The organism is Peribacillus sp. FSL K6-5616, assembly GCF_038008245.1.
GTDB lineage: Bacteria > Bacillota > Bacilli > Bacillales > DSM-1321 > Peribacillus > Peribacillus frigoritolerans.
Window position 1 is genome coordinate 2,149,554 of the sequence record NZ_JBBOYT010000001.1, and the last position, 20,088, is coordinate 2,169,641.

Below are 20,088 nucleotides of genomic sequence, written 5' to 3' on the forward strand. Positions count from 1 at the left end.
AATCACCCCTTCTCTATACTATGTGACGTACACCATACCTTATACTATGCATCATACACTATTTTAGTTCTTACAACACCATAAAAATGAAAATATATTTTATTTAAAGCATAAAAAAGAGAAGCGGTTCACGCCTCTCCGTTTTTCCAATATTAATATTACACAAGAATGACCCACAATATCATCGTCGTGATAATCGTGACCACTCCTTGTATTAAGGTAGCCATCGTTTGAGCTTTATAGGCATCCGTCACTTTCATCCCGCTAAATTGGGTGACCACCCAGAAGAAGCTATCATTTACATGGCTTACTGTCATCGCACCTGCTCCAACAGCCATGACTACCAATGCAAGAGGAACAGCCCCTTCAATACCCAACGTTGGAAGCATGGGGGCAATCAAAGATGAAGTGATGACCAGTGATGCTGTCGAAGAACCCTGGGCCGTTTTCAACCCAGCAGCAATTAGGAACGGGACCAACAGGAATAAGGAACCGCTAAAGATGCTGCCCATATCCCAACTTTGGATGATGTCTGCAATCCCCGTATTTTTAATGACGGTACCAAATGCTCCGCCCGCCCCGGTGATCAATAAAATTGGCGCAGCATCCAATAAGGCGGCTCCTATCCAGTTTGTTAATGTTTCTTCATCATACTTAGGCAGCAATGTCAAAGCGGAAATTACCCCGACGAGCAATGCGATGACCGGCTGGCCCAAGAATACGAAAAATGTGGCAATCCCCCCTTCCGTCCCAAAGAGCGTTAATACAGAACTGGCTCCAATCAGGACAATCGGTAAAACGATCGGTAAAAATGATTGTAAGGCAGAAGGCATCTTGCCGAATGAACGGACAATTTCATCATAATCGTAATCCAGATCACTTCGGTCATCTTCAACCTCTATCTTGGTCGCTACTTTCATTGACCATATATAACCAGCAAGTGCAGCTGGTATGGCCGTAATAAGACCTATCAAAATGACAGTCCCCAAGTATCCGTCCGCTCCGATATTTCCGGCTGCCGCAATTGGCCCTGGAGTTGGAGGTACAAGTGTATGTGTTGCATACAAACCAGTTGCAAGTGCAACTGACATGGAAGCAACCGCTACTTTTGCGCGTCTTGCCAACGCTTTTCTTAAGCTCGATAAAATAACGAAACCTGAATCGCAAAAAACGGGTATGGATACGATAAAGCCAATCATACTCATGGCAAGCTGCGGTCTTTTAGGGCCGACAATCCTCAATACGACTTCGGCCATCCGCAAGGCGGCACCGGCCTTTTCCAAAATGGTCCCGATTATTGTACCGAAAACGATTACAAGTCCAATGCTTGTCATCAATCCGCCAAAACCGCCGTTGATATTCTCAACAATCTGATCCAGAGGCATTCCAGAAGCAAAACCCACAAATAAAGTGCCTAATAGAAGCGATAAGAACGGATGCAGCTTGAATTTAGTTGTCGCAAAAACAATTAAGAACACGCCGGTGGCCAAAACAATAAATAACATAAGATTACCCCCTATTTTTAATCGCTGCCAAAAAAGCCCGCATTACTTGTTCGGCTGAAACTTCCAACAATTCAGCTCCTCTTTCCATTGCTTCCTTTAAAGGCATGGGAGCGTTCACCAAACTATGAACACTCGTTATTCCGTGGTCATATAAAACTTCAATACCTGTTCCGATCGATCCAGCCAAAACAAATACCGGAATACCATGCTTTTTGGCTTCTTGTGCAACTCCCATGGGTGTTTTGCCTGAAGCAGTCTGGTAATCGATTTGTCCCTCACCGGTAAAGACACAATCGGCACCGGACAATTTTTCACCCAGTTTCGTATACTCCATGACAATATCTATGCCCCTTTTTGTTTCTGCACGGAAAAAGGCTTGAAATGCACCTCCAATTCCTCCTGCAGCACCAGCACCTGGTTTATCATGCAGGTGTATGCCTGTTTTGATTTCCACCAAATCAGCCCATGATGATAAAGCTTTATCAAGCATTTCAACCATGTCAGGAGTCGCCCCTTTTTGAGGTCCGAATACCCTTGATGCCCCATCAGGACCAACTAATGGATTTTGGACATCCGACGCAATCAAAAATTCGGAATCCGCTATTCTGGAATCAAAATCCTCTGTATTAATGTCTGATATCCGTGATAATTCGGCACCTCCGTATCCCAGACATTTACCTTCTTCATCAAACACCTTCATTCCCAAAGCCTGGAGCATACCGACACCGCCATCGTTGGTAGCGCTTCCACCAACCGCTAAAATGAACTTTCGACAGCCATCATTCAATGCTTTTTGTATAAGCTCCCCTGTCCCGTATGAAGTAGTGATCAATGGGTTCAACTCAGCTTGATCGATTAGGCATAGACCAGATGCACTAGCCATTTCAATCACACATGTTATTTGATCGCCCAAGATTGCATATGCTGCCTGAACATCTTCAAGTAAAGGTCCTTTAACGGTCACTTCAACTTTTCGTCCATTTGTAGCTGCAACAAGACTATCCATCGTGCCTTCCCCGCCATCCGCCGCAGGTACCAATTCTGTCTCCGCATCCGGCAGTGCCTTCCTGACTCCTCGCTCAATAGCTTTTGAAGCTTCTGTTGCTGATAAACTTCCTTTATAGGAATCTGGTGCAATAACAATTTTCATGCTCAGTTCCCCTTTGAATATATTTTTATATCAATTTAATTATAATCTTCAGAAATATTTTAATCATCGTACATCCTAAACGAAAATTAGTATGATATATTGGACTTTTTTGGTTATACTATATAGAAAAAATGATCTTTCTGGAAAGTTTTTTGTTATTTTCCCATTTTCCTAAAGTATAAGATAACTAAAGGTTTATACTATCGACAATCCCCCTTTACATGAAAAATCATAGCTTGTTTACATGAAATATGATCACCATTCTGTTAGCAAATAAAAAAACTCTAGAAGGATGACTTGAATGCTGACCCAAGAAATTGCAATGGAAATTGTCAAACAAACCACCAATAGACTTAACAGAAATATTAATATTATGGATGATAAAGGAATCATCATCGCTTCCGGAAATCATGAACGCATCGACCAATTGCATTTAGGAGCAATGGAAGTACTGAAAACGGGAAAGCCTTTAATCATTCCCGAAACTGATCGTCATCAATGGGTAGGTGTCCTTCCTGGAATTAATTTGCCTATTAATTTTCAAAATGTAATTATAGGCGTCATCGGGATCACCGGAGATCCGACTGAACTTTTGGAATTCGGCGAATTGGTGAAAATGATAACGGAAATGATGCTTCATCAAGCTTTTATGGCGGAACAACTCGAATGGAAACAACACTTGAAAGAATTGGTATTCGAAGACATATTAAAGGAAGATATCAATCAGCATTCGATTGATCAGAGACTTGAACTGATTGGAATGAAATTAGAACCTCCCTATCAAGTGGGGGTAATGGAAATGAAATTAAATCCGTTAAATAAGAATGAGCTGATTCAAATGACTGAAACTGTTTTTGGTTCCCAGCAAGCCCTTGTTGGGTTCCTGAATGTGAATCGGGTTTTCATTCTCACTACGGCGCTTAGCGGAAATAACATGGACAAAAGCCTGGATTCAGCCATCAAACAATTAAAAGCAAAAGGCTTCGTTATACGAATCGGTTTGGGCTCGATTGTGGATAAGGAATCATACATCGTCCACTCTTTCCGCGAAGCTGAAGCGGCACTTTTACTGGGTGAAGCCGATCAAGCTTTAACTAGATATACTGATGTGGAAACAAAAGCCCTGTTGGAAAGGATAGATGAGCGGACGAAACAGCAATTTCAGGAAAGAATTTTAGGCAGCTTATCCGAAAAGTTGATTGAGACTCTGCAACAATTTTTTCTTAGTAACTTAAATATCGGGGAATGTGCAAAAAGAATGTATATCCATCGTAATTCCCTTATATACCGATTAAAAAAAATCAAGGACATTACCGGATATAATCCACAGGTTCTGCATGATGCCATAACTTTACAGTTAGCCATTTGGGTAAGCCAATCGAAAAGGGAAAGTTGAAAGAAATTGTGAGAACAATATTGCCTATTAAAATTATTTTCGTTCCATCCCTATAAAAGCCTTGCGTTGGAATTCTGTATAATTGATCGAATTACCGAGTAGATTAAAAATACATGATTTTTTTGCATATCAGGAGGGATTGAATGAGTGGCATCGCAAATCTTTTAATTATCCTTGGATTTACCGTTGTTTTCATCATTATCATCGTTTTGGTCTTACTATTACTTTATATGATTTTCTTTGATCGCATGCAGAAGCATCATGCAATTTTAAGGAATTACCCCGTGCTTGGGAGAATGCGATACTTTCTGGAAAAAATCGGACCTGAGATGCGGCAATATTGGTTTAACAGTGATAACGAAGGAAAACCCTTTTCCCGCGATGACTATGAACATATGGTGAAAAGTTCAAAATATTTACGGGATGTCATAGGTTTTGGCTCAAAACGGGATTTTGATGAAGAAGGCTTCTTTGTTAAAAATAGCATGTTTCCAAAATTGGCCGAAGAAGAAAAATATGATCGTGAAACTAAAGTGACGACGAAAAGATACATTCTATTGAAAGACCCGCTTTTCTCACAACGTGAAGAAAAATGGGAAGATGAAGTATCCTCTGCATTCTTATTGGATGATGAAGATGCCGTGATCATTGGCCCAAACACTAAGAACCCTTTTCGACTAAAAGGCCTTATCGGCATGTCAGCCATGAGTTATGGCTCTTTGGGTAAAAACGCAATCACTGCACTTTCTGAGGGATTGGCTGCAGCAAAAGGCACCTGGATGAATACAGGTGAAGGCGGACTATCTCCTTATCATTTAATTGGCGGTGTCGATATCATCATGCAAATCGGTCCAGCCATGTTTGGAGTTCGTGATAGTTTCGGCGAAATGGATTGGGATGAGTTAAAAAGAAAAAGTGAAACACCTGAAATCAAAGCATTTGAAATCAAATTGGCTCAAGGTGCCAAAACTCGCGGAGGGCATATCGATGCTGAAAAAGTGAATCCGGAAATCGCTGAAATCCGTAAGGTCGTTCCGTACAAAGCGATTGATAGTCCGAATCGATTTTATCAATACAATGACGTAAAATCCATGTGTGATTTTATTGAAAAAATCAGGGAACATACAGGAATCCCGGTCGGCATCAAAATGGTCATCGGCGGCACTGACAGTGTTGAAGAGCTTGCTAGCTACATGAAAGAAACCGGGAAAGGTCCGGATTTCATTTCATTGGATGGCGGTGAAGGCGGCACAGGTGCATCTTATCAGGAATTGATCGATAGCGTAGGATTGCCGATAAAATCCGCTTTGCCAATTTTGGTATCGACATTGGAAAAATACGGTGTCCGCGATCGGGTTAAAATCATCGCCTCCGGTAAATTGTTCACGCCTGATAGAATTGCGATAGCCCTGGCCATGGGAGCAGACCTTGTAAACATAGCTCGAGGTTTCATGATTGCGATAGGATGTATCCAGACGATGAAATGCCATTCCAATGCTTGTCCTGTCGGGGTAGCCACCACTGATCCGGAATTGCAAAAAGCACTTGTCATCGATGAAAAGAAATACCGCGTGGTTAACTTTCTTGTAACCCTTAGAAAAGGATTATTTCGGATCTCAGCGGCTGCCGGTTTAGAATCGCCTATCCATTTTCAACCTAAGCATATTAGCTATAAGGACGATAAAGGAATTGTTACATCCCTTGAAGATATTATGAAAGAGGTTAATGGTCAAATAGGTTCCAGGCAATGAAAAAATCACCGCCCAAGTATGTGAAATGTACCCTTTGTAAAGGACAGTTTAAAAAAAGCCTAGGCAGCTTGAAAAAGATGATTTCTGTATTGAACAGGAGTCATCTTTTTTAAATTCCATTGGTATCTGTAGTGATTGTAATACGTCATATATTGCTTAATTTCTTTTTTTAATTCATCTAAAGTTGAACATGCTTTAATAGAGGCTTCATCTTTAAAATGGCCAAAAAAAGATTCTTGAGGTGCATTATCCCAGCAGTTCCCGCGCCTTGACATCGACTGGCCTAATCCCAGTTTTTTTACTAATTTCTGAAAGTCCGGATGGGTATAATGAGTTCCCTGATCAGAGTGGATAAAGGCATTCTTTGCTTTGTGAAATCTTCGATTTTTCTTTAACTTGAGGAGGGTTTCCGTAGCCAGGTCCATGGTAATGCGATCTGATACATGGTAAGCCACAATTTCATTGGTCGAAGCATCCTTAATCGTTGATAGATAAGCTTTCTTTCCTTGGCCATAGAACAAATATGTGATATCTGTCAGTAGTATTTTACCTGGAACTTCCTGTTTGAATTCCCTCTTCAAAAGATTCGGCACCACACGGTGCTCGTGAGTGGCTTTCATCATTCGTCTGTACGGATTTGCCTTCCGAATAGGGCATATAATGCTGTACTTCTTCATGATTCGCCGGATACGCTTCAAATTATAGACAACATTAAATTGACCCGCCAAAGTCATTTTGATCTGACGAGCCCCTTTCTTACGATTTTTGAAATGGAATGCTTTTATGATGATTTCTTTCACTACCTCATCCTTTTCATCTTTTCGAATTCTTTTTTCCTGTGATTTCACTGAGAAGTAATTATAATAACCACTTCTTGAAACACCGACTATTTTACAAAGGTATTTCACCATATGTTTTAGTTGATATTTTTCAATCACGGAGCGAATTAGGATATATTTTTGGAAAGGAGGAAGAACTACTTCTTCATCCCCCTTTCTGCAAAACGAATCTTTTTTAACAGTTCGTTTTCTGCCTTTAGTAAGTTGATTTGTGCTTCTAAGCGAGCATTTTTCTCCTCTAGGGTAAGTTTTCTTTCCTTTTGGCGCCCTGAATTTCCTGCTCTAGTGTCACATAAACCAATAATCCCGTTCTTCTCGTAAACTGCTTGCCATCTCTTACTCGCTGATTTAATTCTTTCCGTCCCCAAAACCTCTACATCAAACCCAAATTCTTCAAATATTTGCCTTACGAACTTGCCTTTCTGTTTTTCCGCTATAAATATATGCTTAAATTCATCAGTATAAGTAATTCCTTTTGAACTTACAGATTTAACATAATTATTAGATGATAGTAGTTTGATTTCTTTCTCTGTAAAAAGCTTTTTACTCATAACCTTCTCCAGTCCCATGTTGTGTTTTCTCGTTGTGTTTCTTAATTATACAAAAAAGTACCCTATAGGAGACTTTTTTAGGTGTCTACTCTATAGGGTACAGTTTATATGTTGGGGCGGTGTTTTTTTCTTTTTCAATCAATGAAGCCTTATAAGCTGCAAAAATGTATCAGGCATATATTCGAGTATCCCCTATCTCCACTTTTCCCTTACCCACCAGCTTTCCATAGCGATAATAAAAACATAAGCTGCAGTAATACAAGCGGCATTAGCTAAAATTCGGGATTATCAAAAATTTCAGATGGATTGATAATACCATTTGCCATCACGTTTAAACTTTCTGCACTGGTCATTCAAAAGAAGGTATTCTAGGTGTGCCAATGTTTCACCAACAGCAAATCTGGTTTCGTGAATGGACAGATTTCCAAATAAAATCTGGCAAGCACTTTTTACAGAAATCGGCTCTTTCATGTTTTCATGAATTACATGCAACCGGTCCTGGTGGTGATCCAACAATTCAACAATTCTTTTATTGGCATTTTGAAACGGTTTCCCATGAGAAGGGATGACATATTCAACGTCCAGCTTTTGTATTTTTTTCAAAGAATTAAAAAACTCTTCCAATGGGTTACTGAAACCTTTAAACCAATAAGAAATATTTGGAGATATCTTGGGCAATATATGATCTGTCGAGAAAAGGACGCTATTTTCCTTATTGTATAAGGAAATCAGGCCATCAGAATGTCCCGGAGTGAAAAGCACTTCATACTCATATTTGCCAAAATGCAGTTTCATTCCTTCCTCAAGATGATGATTTACGGTAGGATAGGGTTTTACTTGTGGCATGAATCCGCTTTCGTCACTGGATAAGGCTACGGCGACATCTTCTTCCATACCACATGCATTGTAATTTTCTTTAAGCAGATTCAGCGATTCGGCTTCCCAATACGTAGTTCCCGCATGCTCATCCACTTTTGTCATCCATACATCCGCACCGGTCAATTGTTGTAATGTCCCTGCATACCCGAAATGATCTGGGTGATAATGTGTGATGATAATATCGGTAATATCGTGTTTTTCGATAATTGGGTTCCATAAATCCCTTGTCGTTTTGTTATTTAACCCCGCATCAATGATAGTCCATCCTTTTTCACCTTCCGCTAGGAAACAATGGACATGGTCCAATCTAAAAGGCAATGGAATGGTAATTTGAGTAACTTTCAATTCATTCAGCAAGTATAACTTCCCCTTCCGATTTAACTGCATTTACATGAAAAAAATCGAAATTGCTAAAACAAAACATTTAAGTTTATTAAATATCGTATATCATTAATAAATTCGACGATTTTTCTCAGTTTCCTTTAATCATATCCAGAGCCAATCGATTAAAATCCAGAAGCCATAGCCTAGGGGCAATGGTTAATCCATGAAAATTTAAAAAAACGCCATTAAAATTAATGGCGGCACCTCGTTTTACATATCTGCCTCGATCGTTTGAACAAGGTTGAAAATAAAATGATAAATTAAATGAAAAGCTTCTTCCAATGACATGTCTTCTTGAAACCCTTTAATGTTATCCAAGGCAAAATTCACATCCCATAGCCCTTCGCCCTGGTTAAACATTAAACTGAACGACCCAATTCCTTCTTGGAGTTCCTTGGTTAAATACGTTTTTAAAACATCTCCCATTTTTTTCTGGAATTTCAATCCGAACATCGCGTTATATGTACCGAAAACATCATCGACTTCTAACGAAAGTGCCACAACACCGATTAATTCGAACCATTGTGATTCAAAGTAAAGGAATTCATCTTTGTTTTTTTTCAAATACTCGATCGGTTGTGATAAAAATGCAGAGTTCTCTTCAGAGATTAATTCTTCGCTCTCTTTATTACTGCGCTCCATATAAGCATCCGTAAAACGCGATGCATTTTCTTTTTCCACTATAATGATATCTTCAGCGAGTAATTTATGCTTTTCTACATAATCCTTTTCTTCTTTAAATAACTCAATCCTGTTTTCGATTACAGATTTTGATATGTATGATTCCATTTGTTTTTTTAGCATGATATGTCCTCCTAGTGTCTTTTCAAGCTTTCACAATTTCAATCATAGCATATTCAGTATAGATAAAATAACTTTGTGAAAGAAATTACAATATCAGATGTGGCAATCATTTCGGGTCTTCGATATAGTAGTGGTAAGCGTTTATACATATGAAAGAAATGAGATGTTGAATCATGCAAAAAATCATTGTAGTGGGTGCAGGAATTTTGGGAGCTTCCACTGCCTATCAGTTGGCTAAAAATGGGGTTGAAGTGATCATTATTGACCGCCAAGATGTCGGTCAGGCAACATCTGCAGCTGCTGGAATCGTTTGCCCGTGGATATCGCAAAGGCGCAACCAAGCTTGGTATCTTCTTGCCAAAAATGGTGCGGCCTTTTACCCGGGTTTAATTAAAGAACTTGAACGGGACGGTGAAACCGAGACTGGGTATGCCCAGGTCGGTGCCATAAGTCTGCATACAGATGAAGCTAAACTGAATGCCATGAAGAACCGGGCGACAAAACGGCAAGAAGATGCACCGGAGATGGGGGCGATCACCTTACTTTCCGCAGAGGAAACACGTGCCTTATTCCCGCCTCTTTCCAGCGAATATGCAGCCGTTCATGTGAGTGGTGCAGCGCGGGTCGATGGACGCGCACTACGTGATTCCTTATTGAGGGCTTCACAAAAATACGGTGCCAAACTTATGTATGGCGAGGCCATACTTACATATACCGGTACTCAAGTGTCAGGTGTAACACTTAGAGATGAATTCATTCCTGCTGATAAAGTGATTGTTTGTGCTGGCGCCTGGGCACCGGAATTACTGAAACCACTGGGCGTGAATTTTCAAGTCACTTTCCAAAAGGCTCAAATCATTCATCTGGAAATGGCAAATGAAAATACAAACAACTGGCCTGTAGTCATGCCTCCGAGTGATCAATATCTTTTGACTTTTGATGATAATAAAATCGTTGCGGGGGCGACTCATGAAAATACGGAAGTTTTCGATAACCGAATGACCGCAGGAGGGCTGCAGGAGGTTTTCAACAAAGCCTTGCAAACCGCTCCCGGTTTGGAAGATAGTACGTTTGTTGAAGCAAGGGTCGGATTTCGTCCCTTCACACCGGGATTCCTTCCGGTCATGGGTCCTTTACCTGACTGGGAAGGCATAATCGTAGCCAATGGTCTTGGAGCTTCAGGTTTAACAATGGGCCCATATATAGGCTCACTATTGGCAAACCTAGCACTTGATAGAAAAATCGAAATCGATATGAAAAATTATGATGTAAGAGGTGCACTTTCCACATAACTTCCAAATCATTACCTAATGACTGAATGATGAATGTCGACTGATCTGAAAATCACCCAGATCAGTTTTTTCAATTTGTTCTTTTCATAAAAAATCAAGGACCTTTGATGGGTCCTTGATTTATAAATTCTTTAATTTTTCGAACAGGACATTCTTGTGAAAGTTTAACAAATTTATTAATTCAAAACTACCGAAAATATCTATGTACCATTGGCAACATTTACATACGCATCAAATACCTTTGTTACCGTATGGTTTTTCTCTAAAGGAAATTGTTGAAGCCACAAATAACCATCATCAACATTACATACATTTTTTGTCTCATACTTGACTGTTGACGGTTCGGTCACTTTAATCGTATTCAATGAAATGAAAAAAATAAGAATCTTCTATTTCAAATTTATTTCATCTATTTATTAATATCAGGTCCACTTACTTCTTCATAAATAACTTTTAACTCTTCAATAGTAAGTGATTTTAAAAATTCCTCTAGTTCATCCATATTAATGCCTCCTATAATAAAGAACATTCGTTCTTATTATAATCTCCAAAATATCACTAGTAAATAGTTAATTTTACTTTTAACACTAATAGATGAATAATAGAATTCTTAATCAAAAGTTTCCCATCCTTTAATCTTCATTGAACATACAGCCCTCCTCTTTAACCCACGGTCATTTCCTTTGAAAAATAGTCCTGTAACATCATTTTCATTTGCTCTTTATTTGCTGCAAATTGCTTATGTCGATGACCATTTCCTCCAGATGGATGAGGAAACCCTAGAAGTATGTTGTTAGCATCCAAATAATCTTGACCCGCTAAATAGTTTAAGACCTTGGAAACATTAACGCCTAAAGGAATAATAAGAGGCTGTTCAATGGTACCTATTTCGGTAGCAAAGCCTTCCATTATATTTTTTTTAAGCAACTCGGTCTTTAAAATGTTCGGCGTTGTTCCACTGTAGTTTTTCCCGTTATAAAAGACTGGATAGGTTAAAACAGAGCTAGTATGAACGAGGTGACTAGCTTCGTTAAAAAGATCCAGTGTGGGCGATATGTTTAAGTATGTGGTAATCCAAGCTCATCTAACATTTGAACCAAATTTTTTCTCATCGTTCCTTCAAAACTGGAATTTTTTTTACTTCGTGCAGGATCTCTTCATCGCTATGTGTGTGCCCTCTTGCATTAATTACGGTAGAATAAGATTTTTTCATTTGATGTAAACCAGGAGTGATTCCGACAATCACCACTTTGGCCCGTTCATTTACATATTCAAAAGGTGCGTAATAGATTTCGAGTTTTTTCTTTTGATCTCTTTCATGCAAAAATTGTTCGCTCTGTATCATTTCATCTGTATAGTCAGCAGGTAAAGCATTAATTAAGTCCTTAAATTGTGTAAATTTAGAAAAATTAGCGATCCCCATAAAATGCTATCTCCCCTTTCTTCTATTTATTTTTGCCAAATCGGTATATCAGAAAATCAGACCGAACATAGGGGGCATTATGAACCTTTTTAGAATCCGTATGTTCTTCAACGGAAATTGAGAAACCATTAGTTGTAATAATGGAATTGTATAAATTCAGGATATCAGTTATCCTTGAACTATATTACCGGCCACAATTAAAGGAGAAAAAATGAGTCATCTAGGATAGTATTTGAAAATGCCACCAACTTTTGAAAAGCTTCAGAAGTTAGAGGAGGTTATTGAAAAAGAAGGATACTCATTATGTGATTTAGACCTTTGTTACAAGTAGACTTCCCATTATGAAATGACTTCCTATGATGTCATCCCGTTTGCAAACATTATGGATTCCTAACTGATTTTGGAACGGTTTATTGTATGTATCAGCCCAATGGATGATTTCGATGCACAAACATAAAAATTGTAGCCAGGAATATACGGGAATTTGTTAGTTTAGTTTGTACGATGAAGGGTGCCACTGAAATATCAAACTTTAATTTAATTTAAGAAGAGGAACGGTATATTGCTTTGCTCAAAGAACTAAAAAAAGAGGAAAATATGGAATATGTAGAGCAAGCAAACTATGTAGTAGAAAAGATAAGATACACCATCGGATCCTTTCCGGATCATACGTTTTAACAATTGATATTGGGCCCGGTCAAAGTTTTTCCCACTTTGTTTATCTAGGAAGATATCTCGCTCATCTAATCCTTTTTCTTTCATGGCCTGAAGTTGACGTCCTTCATTTTGATCTTTGCTACTAACTCTTATGTATCCTAATTTACGAACTTCCATCTTTTCACTCCTTTTTCTACTTACTTTCCTATTATTCTACAAAAAACGTTTGTAAAAGTGTATGCAAAATCACGAACGTTCATAAAGTGTTTTTCAACTTTAACGAACGTTAAAATGAGTTGATTTTATAAAAAAAAATACCCGTTCGTAAAAGTGTACTTTTACGAACGAGGTATTTATAGATATCTCTTGAACAACTCTAAAGGTTAGAATTAATGAACAGCGAGGAAGGCAATTGAGTGAACGTGTTATAACCAATTAAAGCTGAAATGCAGGTTTGGTTTTTATTCATTCTGATTTATCAGAACAAACTTAAAAATTGGATTTACTTTTAAAATCTTAATACTCTATTTCATCGTAATCTTTAGGCTGAGGGACCGGCTGCTGCCCGTTTTCGCTGTTAGAAATATCATTAATTGTTTGTAGCTCCTCTTGCCTTTCTTCAGTATCCTTTTCATTTTTCTTTACTTGCTTTTTCATGGTGATTAACTCCTTCCAATGGATTTAAAAATTAATATGCACTATTAAAGGTTTCACCATGCATCTATGAGTAATGCAATTGGGGATAATAAATGATTGCAGATACAACTTGAAAGGAATGGTTCCTTTGATATTGAAATCAAATTTGAAGGAACCGACCTGTTAAAGGTCGGCTTTTAGGAAATGATTTGGGGATTAATTGCATTGTCTTGAAGTTTTTGCACCAGAACCTACTTGACAAGGGTTATATCATTCCGAGGTTTCTTAAACCAACTTGAAGCAGTTATCTCGTCAAGACCTACCCATGCCTCACGTTGGTAATGATCAACCCATCAAAGTGTTGAATACCAGAGGTTCCTTCTCAGCTGTTTTATAATCCAATTCCTCTTGAAGATGGAGTTAAACAGATTTTTCCTAAATTCACCAGAATGGCTTTGCGATTTTGCCCACAAAAAATCCCCCATAAGAAGAATGCAGTGCAAAGCACTTTCTACTATAGGGGATAATATCATTAATGGGAGACCGATCTCGTTTGGTTATCTTCTATGATTGCAAATCGAGCCATTCGATGGATATAGCTAGCTTGTTTGCACCGAAATCCGATTTATGGCTGATCTTATATTCCATGTCCTCGTCCGGCAGTACAATCTTTTTGCCCCTCACTAAAAGATTGTCCGTTTCTAACTGATTGGCTACTCTTTTTAATAATTCCGCATACTGCAATCTTTTGCCCACAAATTCTTCTTCTAATCTCATAACATGTCACCTCGTCTTTTAGTTTATTTTCAGTACTTGTTGCAGGACAGGTATCTTTTCTACTTCCACCCGATAACATTTTTGGAGCTTCTTTTCTACCCCAATTTCGCTTTTTTTGAATGGCTTTTTTACATACCCGTAAAATTTATGCGGGAATAACAAATCAATATATATGATTTTTCTTTGCTCTTGAGTAAGTGGAAAGATTGATTCGTAACAGCTGATTAGGCGTTCCAATTCCACTAAATCCCAGTAACCTAGCTCCACCATACGTCCGGCGATTAACTTGCGTACATCTCGCAGAGGGATATCATATGCTAAATTATCAAGGTCTAAGACGTACACGCCATTTTCCGTTTGAAGCGCGTTACCTTTTCCATAATCCTGATGGCACATGTAACCATATTTTCCGATTTCCTGGACCCACTCTGAATAATAAGAGTTTTTAATCAACTGGACGGCCTGGTCGGCCATATTGATCATTTCATCCGCTATATTCAAATAAGCCTGATGGAAAGCAGAGTTCTGCTTTTCCGATTCGGTTTTCCATTGTTTAATTTCCTCAAGCATTTTTTCATAGTGTTCGGGCCATACCCCCATACGATCGTAGGTGGTACAATCGGCTGGTGGTACAAACCCTACAGAATCCTTATGAAATTGGGCTAAACCCTTTAACCCTGTATCAAGATGTTCCTCATTTTCTTCCATGTCCAAATCACTGCCTTCAATCCAACTATAAAGCACCAGCCCGTAACCTTCGTGGACAAAATAGAGTTCGTCGTCCTTCGTCGGGATAATGCTGGCAACGAGAGCGCCTTTAGTAGAAAGATAGGCTTGGGCTGCTGTTGTAAACTTGATAATCGGAAGGGATTTCCTGATCCGTTTTAAACAAACTATGCCTGCTGATGTCTCTACTTTCCAAACAGTCTTAATTCCTCCACCTTGGATGACCTCAATTCCTAAAATATGAAGATGAGGGTAATTCACGGTCATCAACTGCTTTCCCAACTCAAGGTCTTTCATCATGATATCATCCATGTTGTACCACCTCCTCAAGCTGAGTGAGGAAGCCTTGAAGAACGGTTTCTTTGCTTAATTCGGTAGCTATCATATCATTTAATTTGGAAATGTGTTTTTCATTCGTCCATTTTTCTTCTCTATTCTCATAGTATTTTGAAACCTGACCGTAAAATAAATGAGGAAAAAGGATATCAGCAGTAAGAATATGATACTGTTCTTTCGTCAAAGGTTCCACCTCTTGATATGCCTTCATCATCTTAATCATGAGTTGCAGATCCCAAGCCGTTTGTTTCTTCATTACTTTGTTTAAAATTTTTCTCATATCGCGAACAGGGAGATCGACAGTTAGGGAATCCATATCAAAGACATAAAGATTACCTTCGCTTCCTATCGCAAGGTTTCCAGCTGCAAAATCTTGGTGACACAATGACTTGGTCACCTTGGTTTCTTCCACCCACTGATCAAAATTCGGATCATTAAGCATAGATAGTGAAGTTTGACACTGCTTTAAGAACGTTTCCACATGTTTTAAAAATTGCTTATCAAATTCATTTTTATCCGTTACCTGAGATCTCTGTTCTTTCCATTTTAACAACTTCTCGTATCTTCTTTGCAGGTCTGATTTCCATTCTGTTAAGAGAAACGAAGGGAATTCTCCTTTTGGAAATTCAATCCCCTTTGAGGCTTTATGAAATGAGGCCATTCCTCTTAATATCATTAGTAACTCATCTTCATGCTCATATTCCGGCGATCTTCCGTAGACCGCTTCAAAGACTACGAAGTATTCGTCATCAAGCTTCACATAACCTTCTCCGGAATCGGTATTGATTACACCAGGTGTGTGAATTCCATTGTCTCTCAGATAGTCAATGGCATGAATCATAAATTTAATGTGGTTCTCATCAAACGGAACTTTCTTCATGATTACCTCACCAATGTCCGTTTCAATCGACCATACAGCTTTTTTTCCTTTAAAGGACAGCAAATAGATATTATCAACCTTTAACGGATAATGAGAGATCACTCTTTTTACAACTTCAGCAAATATAGTGTCCATTCAGACACCTCCCTAAGGTTTATTTCTTTTAATCGAAGCAAGATAAAGATTTTCCAATCGTTTTGCCACATGTTCAAACCCAAAGTTCGTTTCAACGAACGCCCTGCCGGCTTTTGCCAAAATGTCAGCCTCTTGCTCATTGGATAATAAAAATGATATTGCATCTGCAAAAGCTTCCGGATTCGTATAATCTTCGATTACGATGCCGTTATTAAGATGTTTCATAATCTCCGCGTTTCCACCTCGGTTGGTAGTAATAATAGGTAACCCTGTACCCATGGCTTCATAATGTACTCTAGCTAAAGGCTCTTGCCATTGGGAGCTGCATACAAATATATCCCCAATCAGGAATTGAGAAGGAATTTCGCTTGGAGGTACAAAACCGGTGATGATTACTTTGTCTTTTCCTAGCGATTCGGCAAGCTGGCGCAGGCTTAATCCGAAATCGTCAATCCTATCGTCACTAAACCATTTGCTTCCCACAATAACCAATACCGAATCATTATGTTTCTTAATGACTTGCTTCATCGCTTTAATAAGAATATCTGGACCTTTTACTGCGCTTAAGCGCCCTACGAATAAGATTACTTTCTTATCATCCACACCATATTTTTGTCGTAGTTCGCTCCTTAAAGATTGTACTTCCTTATCCCAGACCGGTTTATATCGGTTCAAATTAATTCCCGAATACACAGCCTTCACTTTACGTTTGGCCGAAGGAAACCGGGAGGTTATGGTTTTTCCGATATACTCGCTAATTGTCATGATCTTATCGACCGCTTTTATGACCAAATTACCCATTTCGGTGGAGATTTTGCCTTCCTTAAACATTTCATTATGAAGACTCAGAACGAACCTACTTTCCGGCATAGCAGTCTTATAAATAAGTAGATCACGTGGGCGGTTGAATACATGAACTACATCGTAATACTCTTTGTTTGCGTGTTTTTTGGATAGCTCTTTGCCGACATTGAACACGTAATTTTCACGCGGAACACGAATGTATTCGACACTATTTACTACTTCCCGGTCAGGAAAATCCGGGTGTGTAATGCAATAAATAGTCAAATCATGCTCTTTGCTTAAATGAGGTGTCACACCATCTATTAATACTTGAATGGCCCCTCCTCCAATAGGAGGAACGGTAAACATTTCCGTACAAATTAATGCGATTTTCATTGGAGACAGCCCTTCCATTAAATTTTGGTCAGAGAAATATTGAAACCCCTTATACCTATTTTTAATCTATGATTCAGTTTTTGTTAAGGAACGGCAAATCTACTATAACAACACAGAAATTGTAAAATTCGCAAAGAAATCGATAATATTTCAAGGGGATTTTCACAATTTTAATCCATTTAGCAAGAGTAACTTACCGGTACGAAAATTTTACAAGAATCATGGAAATTAGGATTCCTATGCTACATTTAAACTTACCTATAATTCTTCTAACTCTTCTCCATTCTTTAATTTGAGGTATTACTCATTAAATGGTTGAATAAATTGATTTGCAGCCATGTACTCTTCAAATCTACTAATATCAAATCTGTTTCCATGAATCGTTACTCCATAAGAATTTTCCGATTTTAGCATTTCATTAATGGCATCTGTTAATTGAATTTCGTCTCCCACTCCAGGTTTTATCTTTTCTAAATAGGAAAAAATCAATGGATTGAATACATATCTTCCAATGACAGCTAAATTTGAAGGTGGATTGTTTGATGGTTTTTCAACGATACTGAAAACTTTACCTATATCCTTCTCTAGCTTTTGCCATTCAACGACACCGTAGTTTGACAACAACTGATTTTCAACTTCATAAAGGCCGAGTACACTTTTTTTATGTCTTTCATAGACTTTTATTAACTGACCTAATCCAGCCGTCTTTTTTTCAAAAATAACTTCATCCGGCAACAATACAGCAAATGGTTCATTTCCAACAAAATTTTTACCTAAGAGGATAGCATCACCTAGACCTCTAGCATATGGTTGTCGAGTATCTTGGATATGAATATTAGGAATCTTGTTTTTTTCTAATAAATGAGTTTTTTGTTTTTTCTTAAGAAATGCTTCAAGTTCAAGTGAACGATCAAAATAGTCTACAATCAGATTTTTGGAGCGTGAAACGACAATTAATATCTCCTCAATTCCTGACGCCATTGCCTCCTCTAGAACATAATGAATAGCAGGTTTAACACCAATCGGGAATAATTCTTTTGGAACAACCTTTGTAATCGGTTAACTCCTTGTCCCATATCCAGCCGCAGGGATAATTGTTTTTTTAATCATCTCTAACACCCCCCATACTATTATTTGTTTAATGTGAAAGGGTGATTGTCTAGCAATGTAAAAATTGTACTTTTTATAATCATCCTTATATAATAAATGAACCTGTCCTCTTTTTTGTAACTGCTATCGTCTATTTTTAATCATATTTTTAAGATTTTGTTAAGTTTTTGTAAAGACTGTGGGTTTAACGTAGAAGAAATAAAGAACCGTTCAGCTGAACTGCACCCCAATTGTTAGACAACATCTAACAATTGGAGGTGCAGTTTTTTTGACTAAATATACAATAGAAGAAAAATCAAATGCTGTTTTAGAGTACTTAGAAGGGAAAAAATCCTATAAATCCATTGCTCAAGAAAGAAATGTAGGTTTATCCCCACTGAAAAGATGGGTCGCTCGCTATCTAAAACATGGGATGGAAGGAATTGTTTCATCCTATACAAATTACACTCTGCCCTTTAAACTAGAGGTACTTAAATATATGAACGAATATGGGGCATCGATCAACGAGACCGCAGTACACTATAACCTTCCTTCTGATTCTACACTTTTGAATTGGGCAAATCAGTTTAAGGAAGGAGGTATAGACGCCCTTAAACCAAAGAAAAAGGGGCGTCTATCCATAAAAAAAGATACTAAGAAAAAATCGCCAGCTAATGGCTCTCAAGAAGCACTTCTTGCCGAATTAGAATACTTACGTGTAGAGAATGCCTATCTAAAAAAGTTGAATGCCTTAGTTCAAGAAAAGGAAGCCTTACAAAGAAAAAGCGAAAGTAGTCCATGAACTAAGGAAACAATTTGATTTAAATCTGCTTCTATCCATTTCTAAAATGGCACGGAGTACGTACTATTATTGGGTACACGCCTTCGGGCGAGAAATTTAATCCCTTATCGAAGAGATTTTCCATACGCATAAAGGGCGTTATGGGTATCGGCGCATCACCCTAGAATTACGTAACCGAGGTGCTCGCATCGATCATAAAACAGTTCTCCGATTGATGAATGAACTAGGATTGAAGTCATTGGTTCGCATAAAGAAATACCGTTCATACAAAGGGAAAATCGGCAAGTTTGCGCCCAACATTCTAGCACGTGATTTCAAGGCGGCAAAGTCCAATGAAAAATGGGTGACAGACGTCACAGAATTCCATCTAGCTGGGGAGAAACTATACTTATCGGCCATTCTTGACCTGTTTAACGGAGAAATCATCGCCTATAATATCGAATCTCGGCCTGTTTATCCGCTCGTTTCCAAAATGCTGGATAAAGCCTTTGATCGCTTGGAATCGAAAGATTCACCCATTCTCCATTCAGATCAGGGCTGGCATTATCAGATGAAACAATACTCGCATGATTTGAAAAAACATAACATTACACAAAGCATGTCCCGTAAAGGAAATTGTCTCGATAATGCGGTCATTGAAAACTTCTTTGGCTTATTAAAATCCGAATTACTCTATCTTCAAGAATTTGAAAGCATGGAGCATTTCAAACAAGAACTAGAAGAATATATCCATTACTACAATCATCAACGAATCAAGATAAAATTAAAACATACTAAGATTAGTAGTGCGGACCAAGGCATTGGTCCACACTACTATTTTTTATATAGTAGAAATGAAGAATAGGTCGATCATGCCTTAGGATCTAGAATCCGTAATTAAAACGGACCTTCTTCATT

At 38.3% G+C, this 20,088-nt stretch carries 16 protein-coding genes and 2 pseudogenes; 4 read left to right on the forward strand and 14 right to left on the reverse strand.

From position 1 onward, the window contains the following. Positions 1 to 158: 158 nt before the first annotated feature. Positions 159 to 1,505, reverse strand: coding sequence for a GntP family permease (locus tag MHB45_RS10335; RefSeq protein ID WP_048686056.1), 1,347 nt, complete (start codon positions 1,503 to 1,505; stop codon positions 159 to 161). A gap of 4 nt (positions 1,506 to 1,509) precedes the next feature. Continuing rightward, on the reverse strand, positions 1,510 to 2,655 hold the full coding sequence (locus MHB45_RS10340) for a glycerate kinase (RefSeq protein ID WP_072273006.1): 1,146 nt from the start codon (positions 2,653 to 2,655) through the stop codon (positions 1,510 to 1,512). A 301-nt stretch (positions 2,656 to 2,956) separates the two neighbouring features. Here MHB45_RS10340 and MHB45_RS10345 point away from each other — a divergent pair, with 301 nt between their 5' ends. Both MHB45_RS10345 and MHB45_RS10350 read left to right on the forward strand, forming a co-directional pair. After that, the gene (locus tag MHB45_RS10345; RefSeq protein ID WP_072273007.1) at positions 2,957 to 4,051 is read left to right on the forward strand and encodes a CdaR family transcriptional regulator; all 1,095 of its coding nucleotides are present in this window, start codon (positions 2,957 to 2,959) and stop codon (positions 4,049 to 4,051) included. 143 nt (positions 4,052 to 4,194) lie between these two features. After that, positions 4,195 to 5,802 carry an FMN-binding glutamate synthase family protein gene (locus tag MHB45_RS10350; RefSeq protein WP_072273008.1) on the forward strand — a complete coding sequence of 536 codons (1,608 nt, stop codon included), beginning with the start codon at positions 4,195 to 4,197 and terminating at the stop codon, positions 5,800 to 5,802. Between the two features lie 59 nt (positions 5,803 to 5,861). Here MHB45_RS10350 and MHB45_RS10355 read toward each other — a convergent pair. The 3 genes from MHB45_RS10355 to MHB45_RS10365 form a co-directional block, all read right to left on the reverse strand. Beyond that, positions 5,862 to 7,192, reverse strand: a protein-coding gene (locus MHB45_RS10355) for an IS3 family transposase (protein WP_226990452.1) whose coding sequence is annotated in 2 segments (ribosomal slippage) — positions 5,862 to 6,820 and positions 6,820 to 7,192 — 1,332 coding nt in all. Because the reading frame shifts where the segments join, the coding sequence is not laid out codon by codon here. A gap of 297 nt (positions 7,193 to 7,489) precedes the next feature. Further along, complete coding sequence (locus MHB45_RS10360) at positions 7,490 to 8,428, reverse strand: MBL fold metallo-hydrolase (protein ID WP_072273009.1); 939 nt, start codon at positions 8,426 to 8,428, stop codon at positions 7,490 to 7,492. Positions 8,429 to 8,665: 237 nt separating this feature from the next. Then, the gene (locus MHB45_RS10365) at positions 8,666 to 9,259 is read right to left on the reverse strand and encodes a branched-chain amino acid aminotransferase (protein WP_072273010.1); all 594 of its coding nucleotides are present in this window, start codon (positions 9,257 to 9,259) and stop codon (positions 8,666 to 8,668) included. Between the two features lie 173 nt (positions 9,260 to 9,432). On the opposite strand from MHB45_RS10365, the gene MHB45_RS10370 reads away from it, so the two are divergent. Further along, entirely contained in the window at positions 9,433 to 10,551 is a 1,119-nt protein-coding gene (locus MHB45_RS10370) for an NAD(P)/FAD-dependent oxidoreductase (RefSeq protein WP_072273011.1), read from the forward strand. Positions 10,552 to 11,214: 663 nt separating this feature from the next. On the opposite strand, the gene MHB45_RS10375 is transcribed toward MHB45_RS10370, so the two are convergent. The 9 genes and pseudogenes from MHB45_RS10375 to MHB45_RS10415 all read right to left on the reverse strand — a co-directional run bounded on the left by MHB45_RS10375 (position 11,215) and on the right by MHB45_RS10415 (position 18,356). Then, the gene (locus tag MHB45_RS10375) at positions 11,215 to 11,478 is read right to left on the reverse strand and encodes a hypothetical protein (protein WP_226990491.1); all 264 of its coding nucleotides are present in this window, start codon (positions 11,476 to 11,478) and stop codon (positions 11,215 to 11,217) included. Positions 11,479 to 11,659: 181 nt separating this feature from the next. After that, the gene (locus MHB45_RS10380; RefSeq protein WP_226990492.1) at positions 11,660 to 11,974 is read right to left on the reverse strand and encodes a hypothetical protein; all 315 of its coding nucleotides are present in this window, start codon (positions 11,972 to 11,974) and stop codon (positions 11,660 to 11,662) included. 654 nt (positions 11,975 to 12,628) lie between these two features. Then, a pseudogene (locus MHB45_RS10385) lies at positions 12,629 to 12,808 on the reverse strand (recombinase family protein); the annotation flags it as partial. A gap of 339 nt (positions 12,809 to 13,147) precedes the next feature. Then, positions 13,148 to 13,288, reverse strand: a complete 141-nt coding sequence (locus MHB45_RS10390; protein ID WP_176702855.1) for a hypothetical protein — start codon at positions 13,286 to 13,288, stop codon at positions 13,148 to 13,150. A gap of 543 nt (positions 13,289 to 13,831) precedes the next feature. Further along, positions 13,832 to 14,044 carry a hypothetical protein gene (locus MHB45_RS10395; RefSeq protein ID WP_048686071.1) on the reverse strand — a complete coding sequence of 71 codons (213 nt, stop codon included), beginning with the start codon at positions 14,042 to 14,044 and terminating at the stop codon, positions 13,832 to 13,834. Positions 14,045 to 14,062: 18 nt separating this feature from the next. Then, complete coding sequence (locus MHB45_RS10400) at positions 14,063 to 15,082, reverse strand: CotS family spore coat protein (RefSeq protein ID WP_048686073.1); 1,020 nt, start codon at positions 15,080 to 15,082, stop codon at positions 14,063 to 14,065. Beyond that, a complete protein-coding gene (locus tag MHB45_RS10405; RefSeq protein WP_048686075.1) occupies positions 15,075 to 16,121 on the reverse strand; it encodes a CotS family spore coat protein in 1,047 nt (348 codons plus the stop codon). Before MHB45_RS10405 ends, MHB45_RS10400 begins: the two co-directional genes overlap by 8 nt. Before the next feature lie 12 nt (positions 16,122 to 16,133). Further along, positions 16,134 to 17,300, reverse strand: coding sequence for a glycosyltransferase family 4 protein (locus MHB45_RS10410; RefSeq protein ID WP_340907854.1), 1,167 nt, complete (start codon positions 17,298 to 17,300; stop codon positions 16,134 to 16,136). Positions 17,301 to 17,600: 300 nt separating this feature from the next. Then, positions 17,601 to 18,356, reverse strand: a complete 756-nt coding sequence (locus tag MHB45_RS10415) for a UTP--glucose-1-phosphate uridylyltransferase (RefSeq protein WP_237766642.1) — start codon at positions 18,354 to 18,356, stop codon at positions 17,601 to 17,603. 322 nt (positions 18,357 to 18,678) lie between these two features. Between MHB45_RS10415 and MHB45_RS10420 the strand changes: the two are divergent. Beyond that, positions 18,679 to 20,035, forward strand: a pseudogene (locus MHB45_RS10420) (IS3 family transposase). Positions 20,036 to 20,088 lie beyond the last annotated feature (53 nt).

Coding starts and splice junctions, on each gene's coding strand:
- MHB45_RS10370 (WP_072273011.1), top strand. CDS start 9,433: ATGCAAAAAATCATTGTAGTGGGTGCAGGAATTTTGGGAGCTTCCACT.
- MHB45_RS10340 (WP_072273006.1), bottom strand. CDS start 2,655: ATGAAAATTGTTATTGCACCAGATTCCTATAAAGGAAGTTTATCAGCA.
- MHB45_RS10345 (WP_072273007.1), top strand. CDS start 2,957: ATGCTGACCCAAGAAATTGCAATGGAAATTGTCAAACAAACCACCAAT.
- MHB45_RS10405 (WP_048686075.1), bottom strand. CDS start 16,121: ATGGACACTATATTTGCTGAAGTTGTAAAAAGAGTGATCTCTCATTAT.
- MHB45_RS10365 (WP_072273010.1), bottom strand. CDS start 9,259: ATGCTAAAAAAACAAATGGAATCATACATATCAAAATCTGTAATCGAA.
- MHB45_RS10335 (WP_048686056.1), bottom strand. CDS start 1,505: ATGTTATTTATTGTTTTGGCCACCGGCGTGTTCTTAATTGTTTTTGCG.
- MHB45_RS10410 (WP_340907854.1), bottom strand. CDS start 17,300: ATGAAAATCGCATTAATTTGTACGGAAATGTTTACCGTTCCTCCTATT.
- MHB45_RS10390 (WP_176702855.1), bottom strand. CDS start 13,288: ATGAAAAAGCAAGTAAAGAAAAATGAAAAGGATACTGAAGAAAGGCAA.
- MHB45_RS10380 (WP_226990492.1), bottom strand. CDS start 11,974: ATGGGGATCGCTAATTTTTCTAAATTTACACAATTTAAGGACTTAATT.
- MHB45_RS10395 (WP_048686071.1), bottom strand. CDS start 14,044: ATGAGATTAGAAGAAGAATTTGTGGGCAAAAGATTGCAGTATGCGGAA.
- MHB45_RS10400 (WP_048686073.1), bottom strand. CDS start 15,082: ATGGATGATATCATGATGAAAGACCTTGAGTTGGGAAAGCAGTTGATG.
- MHB45_RS10350 (WP_072273008.1), top strand. CDS start 4,195: ATGAGTGGCATCGCAAATCTTTTAATTATCCTTGGATTTACCGTTGTT.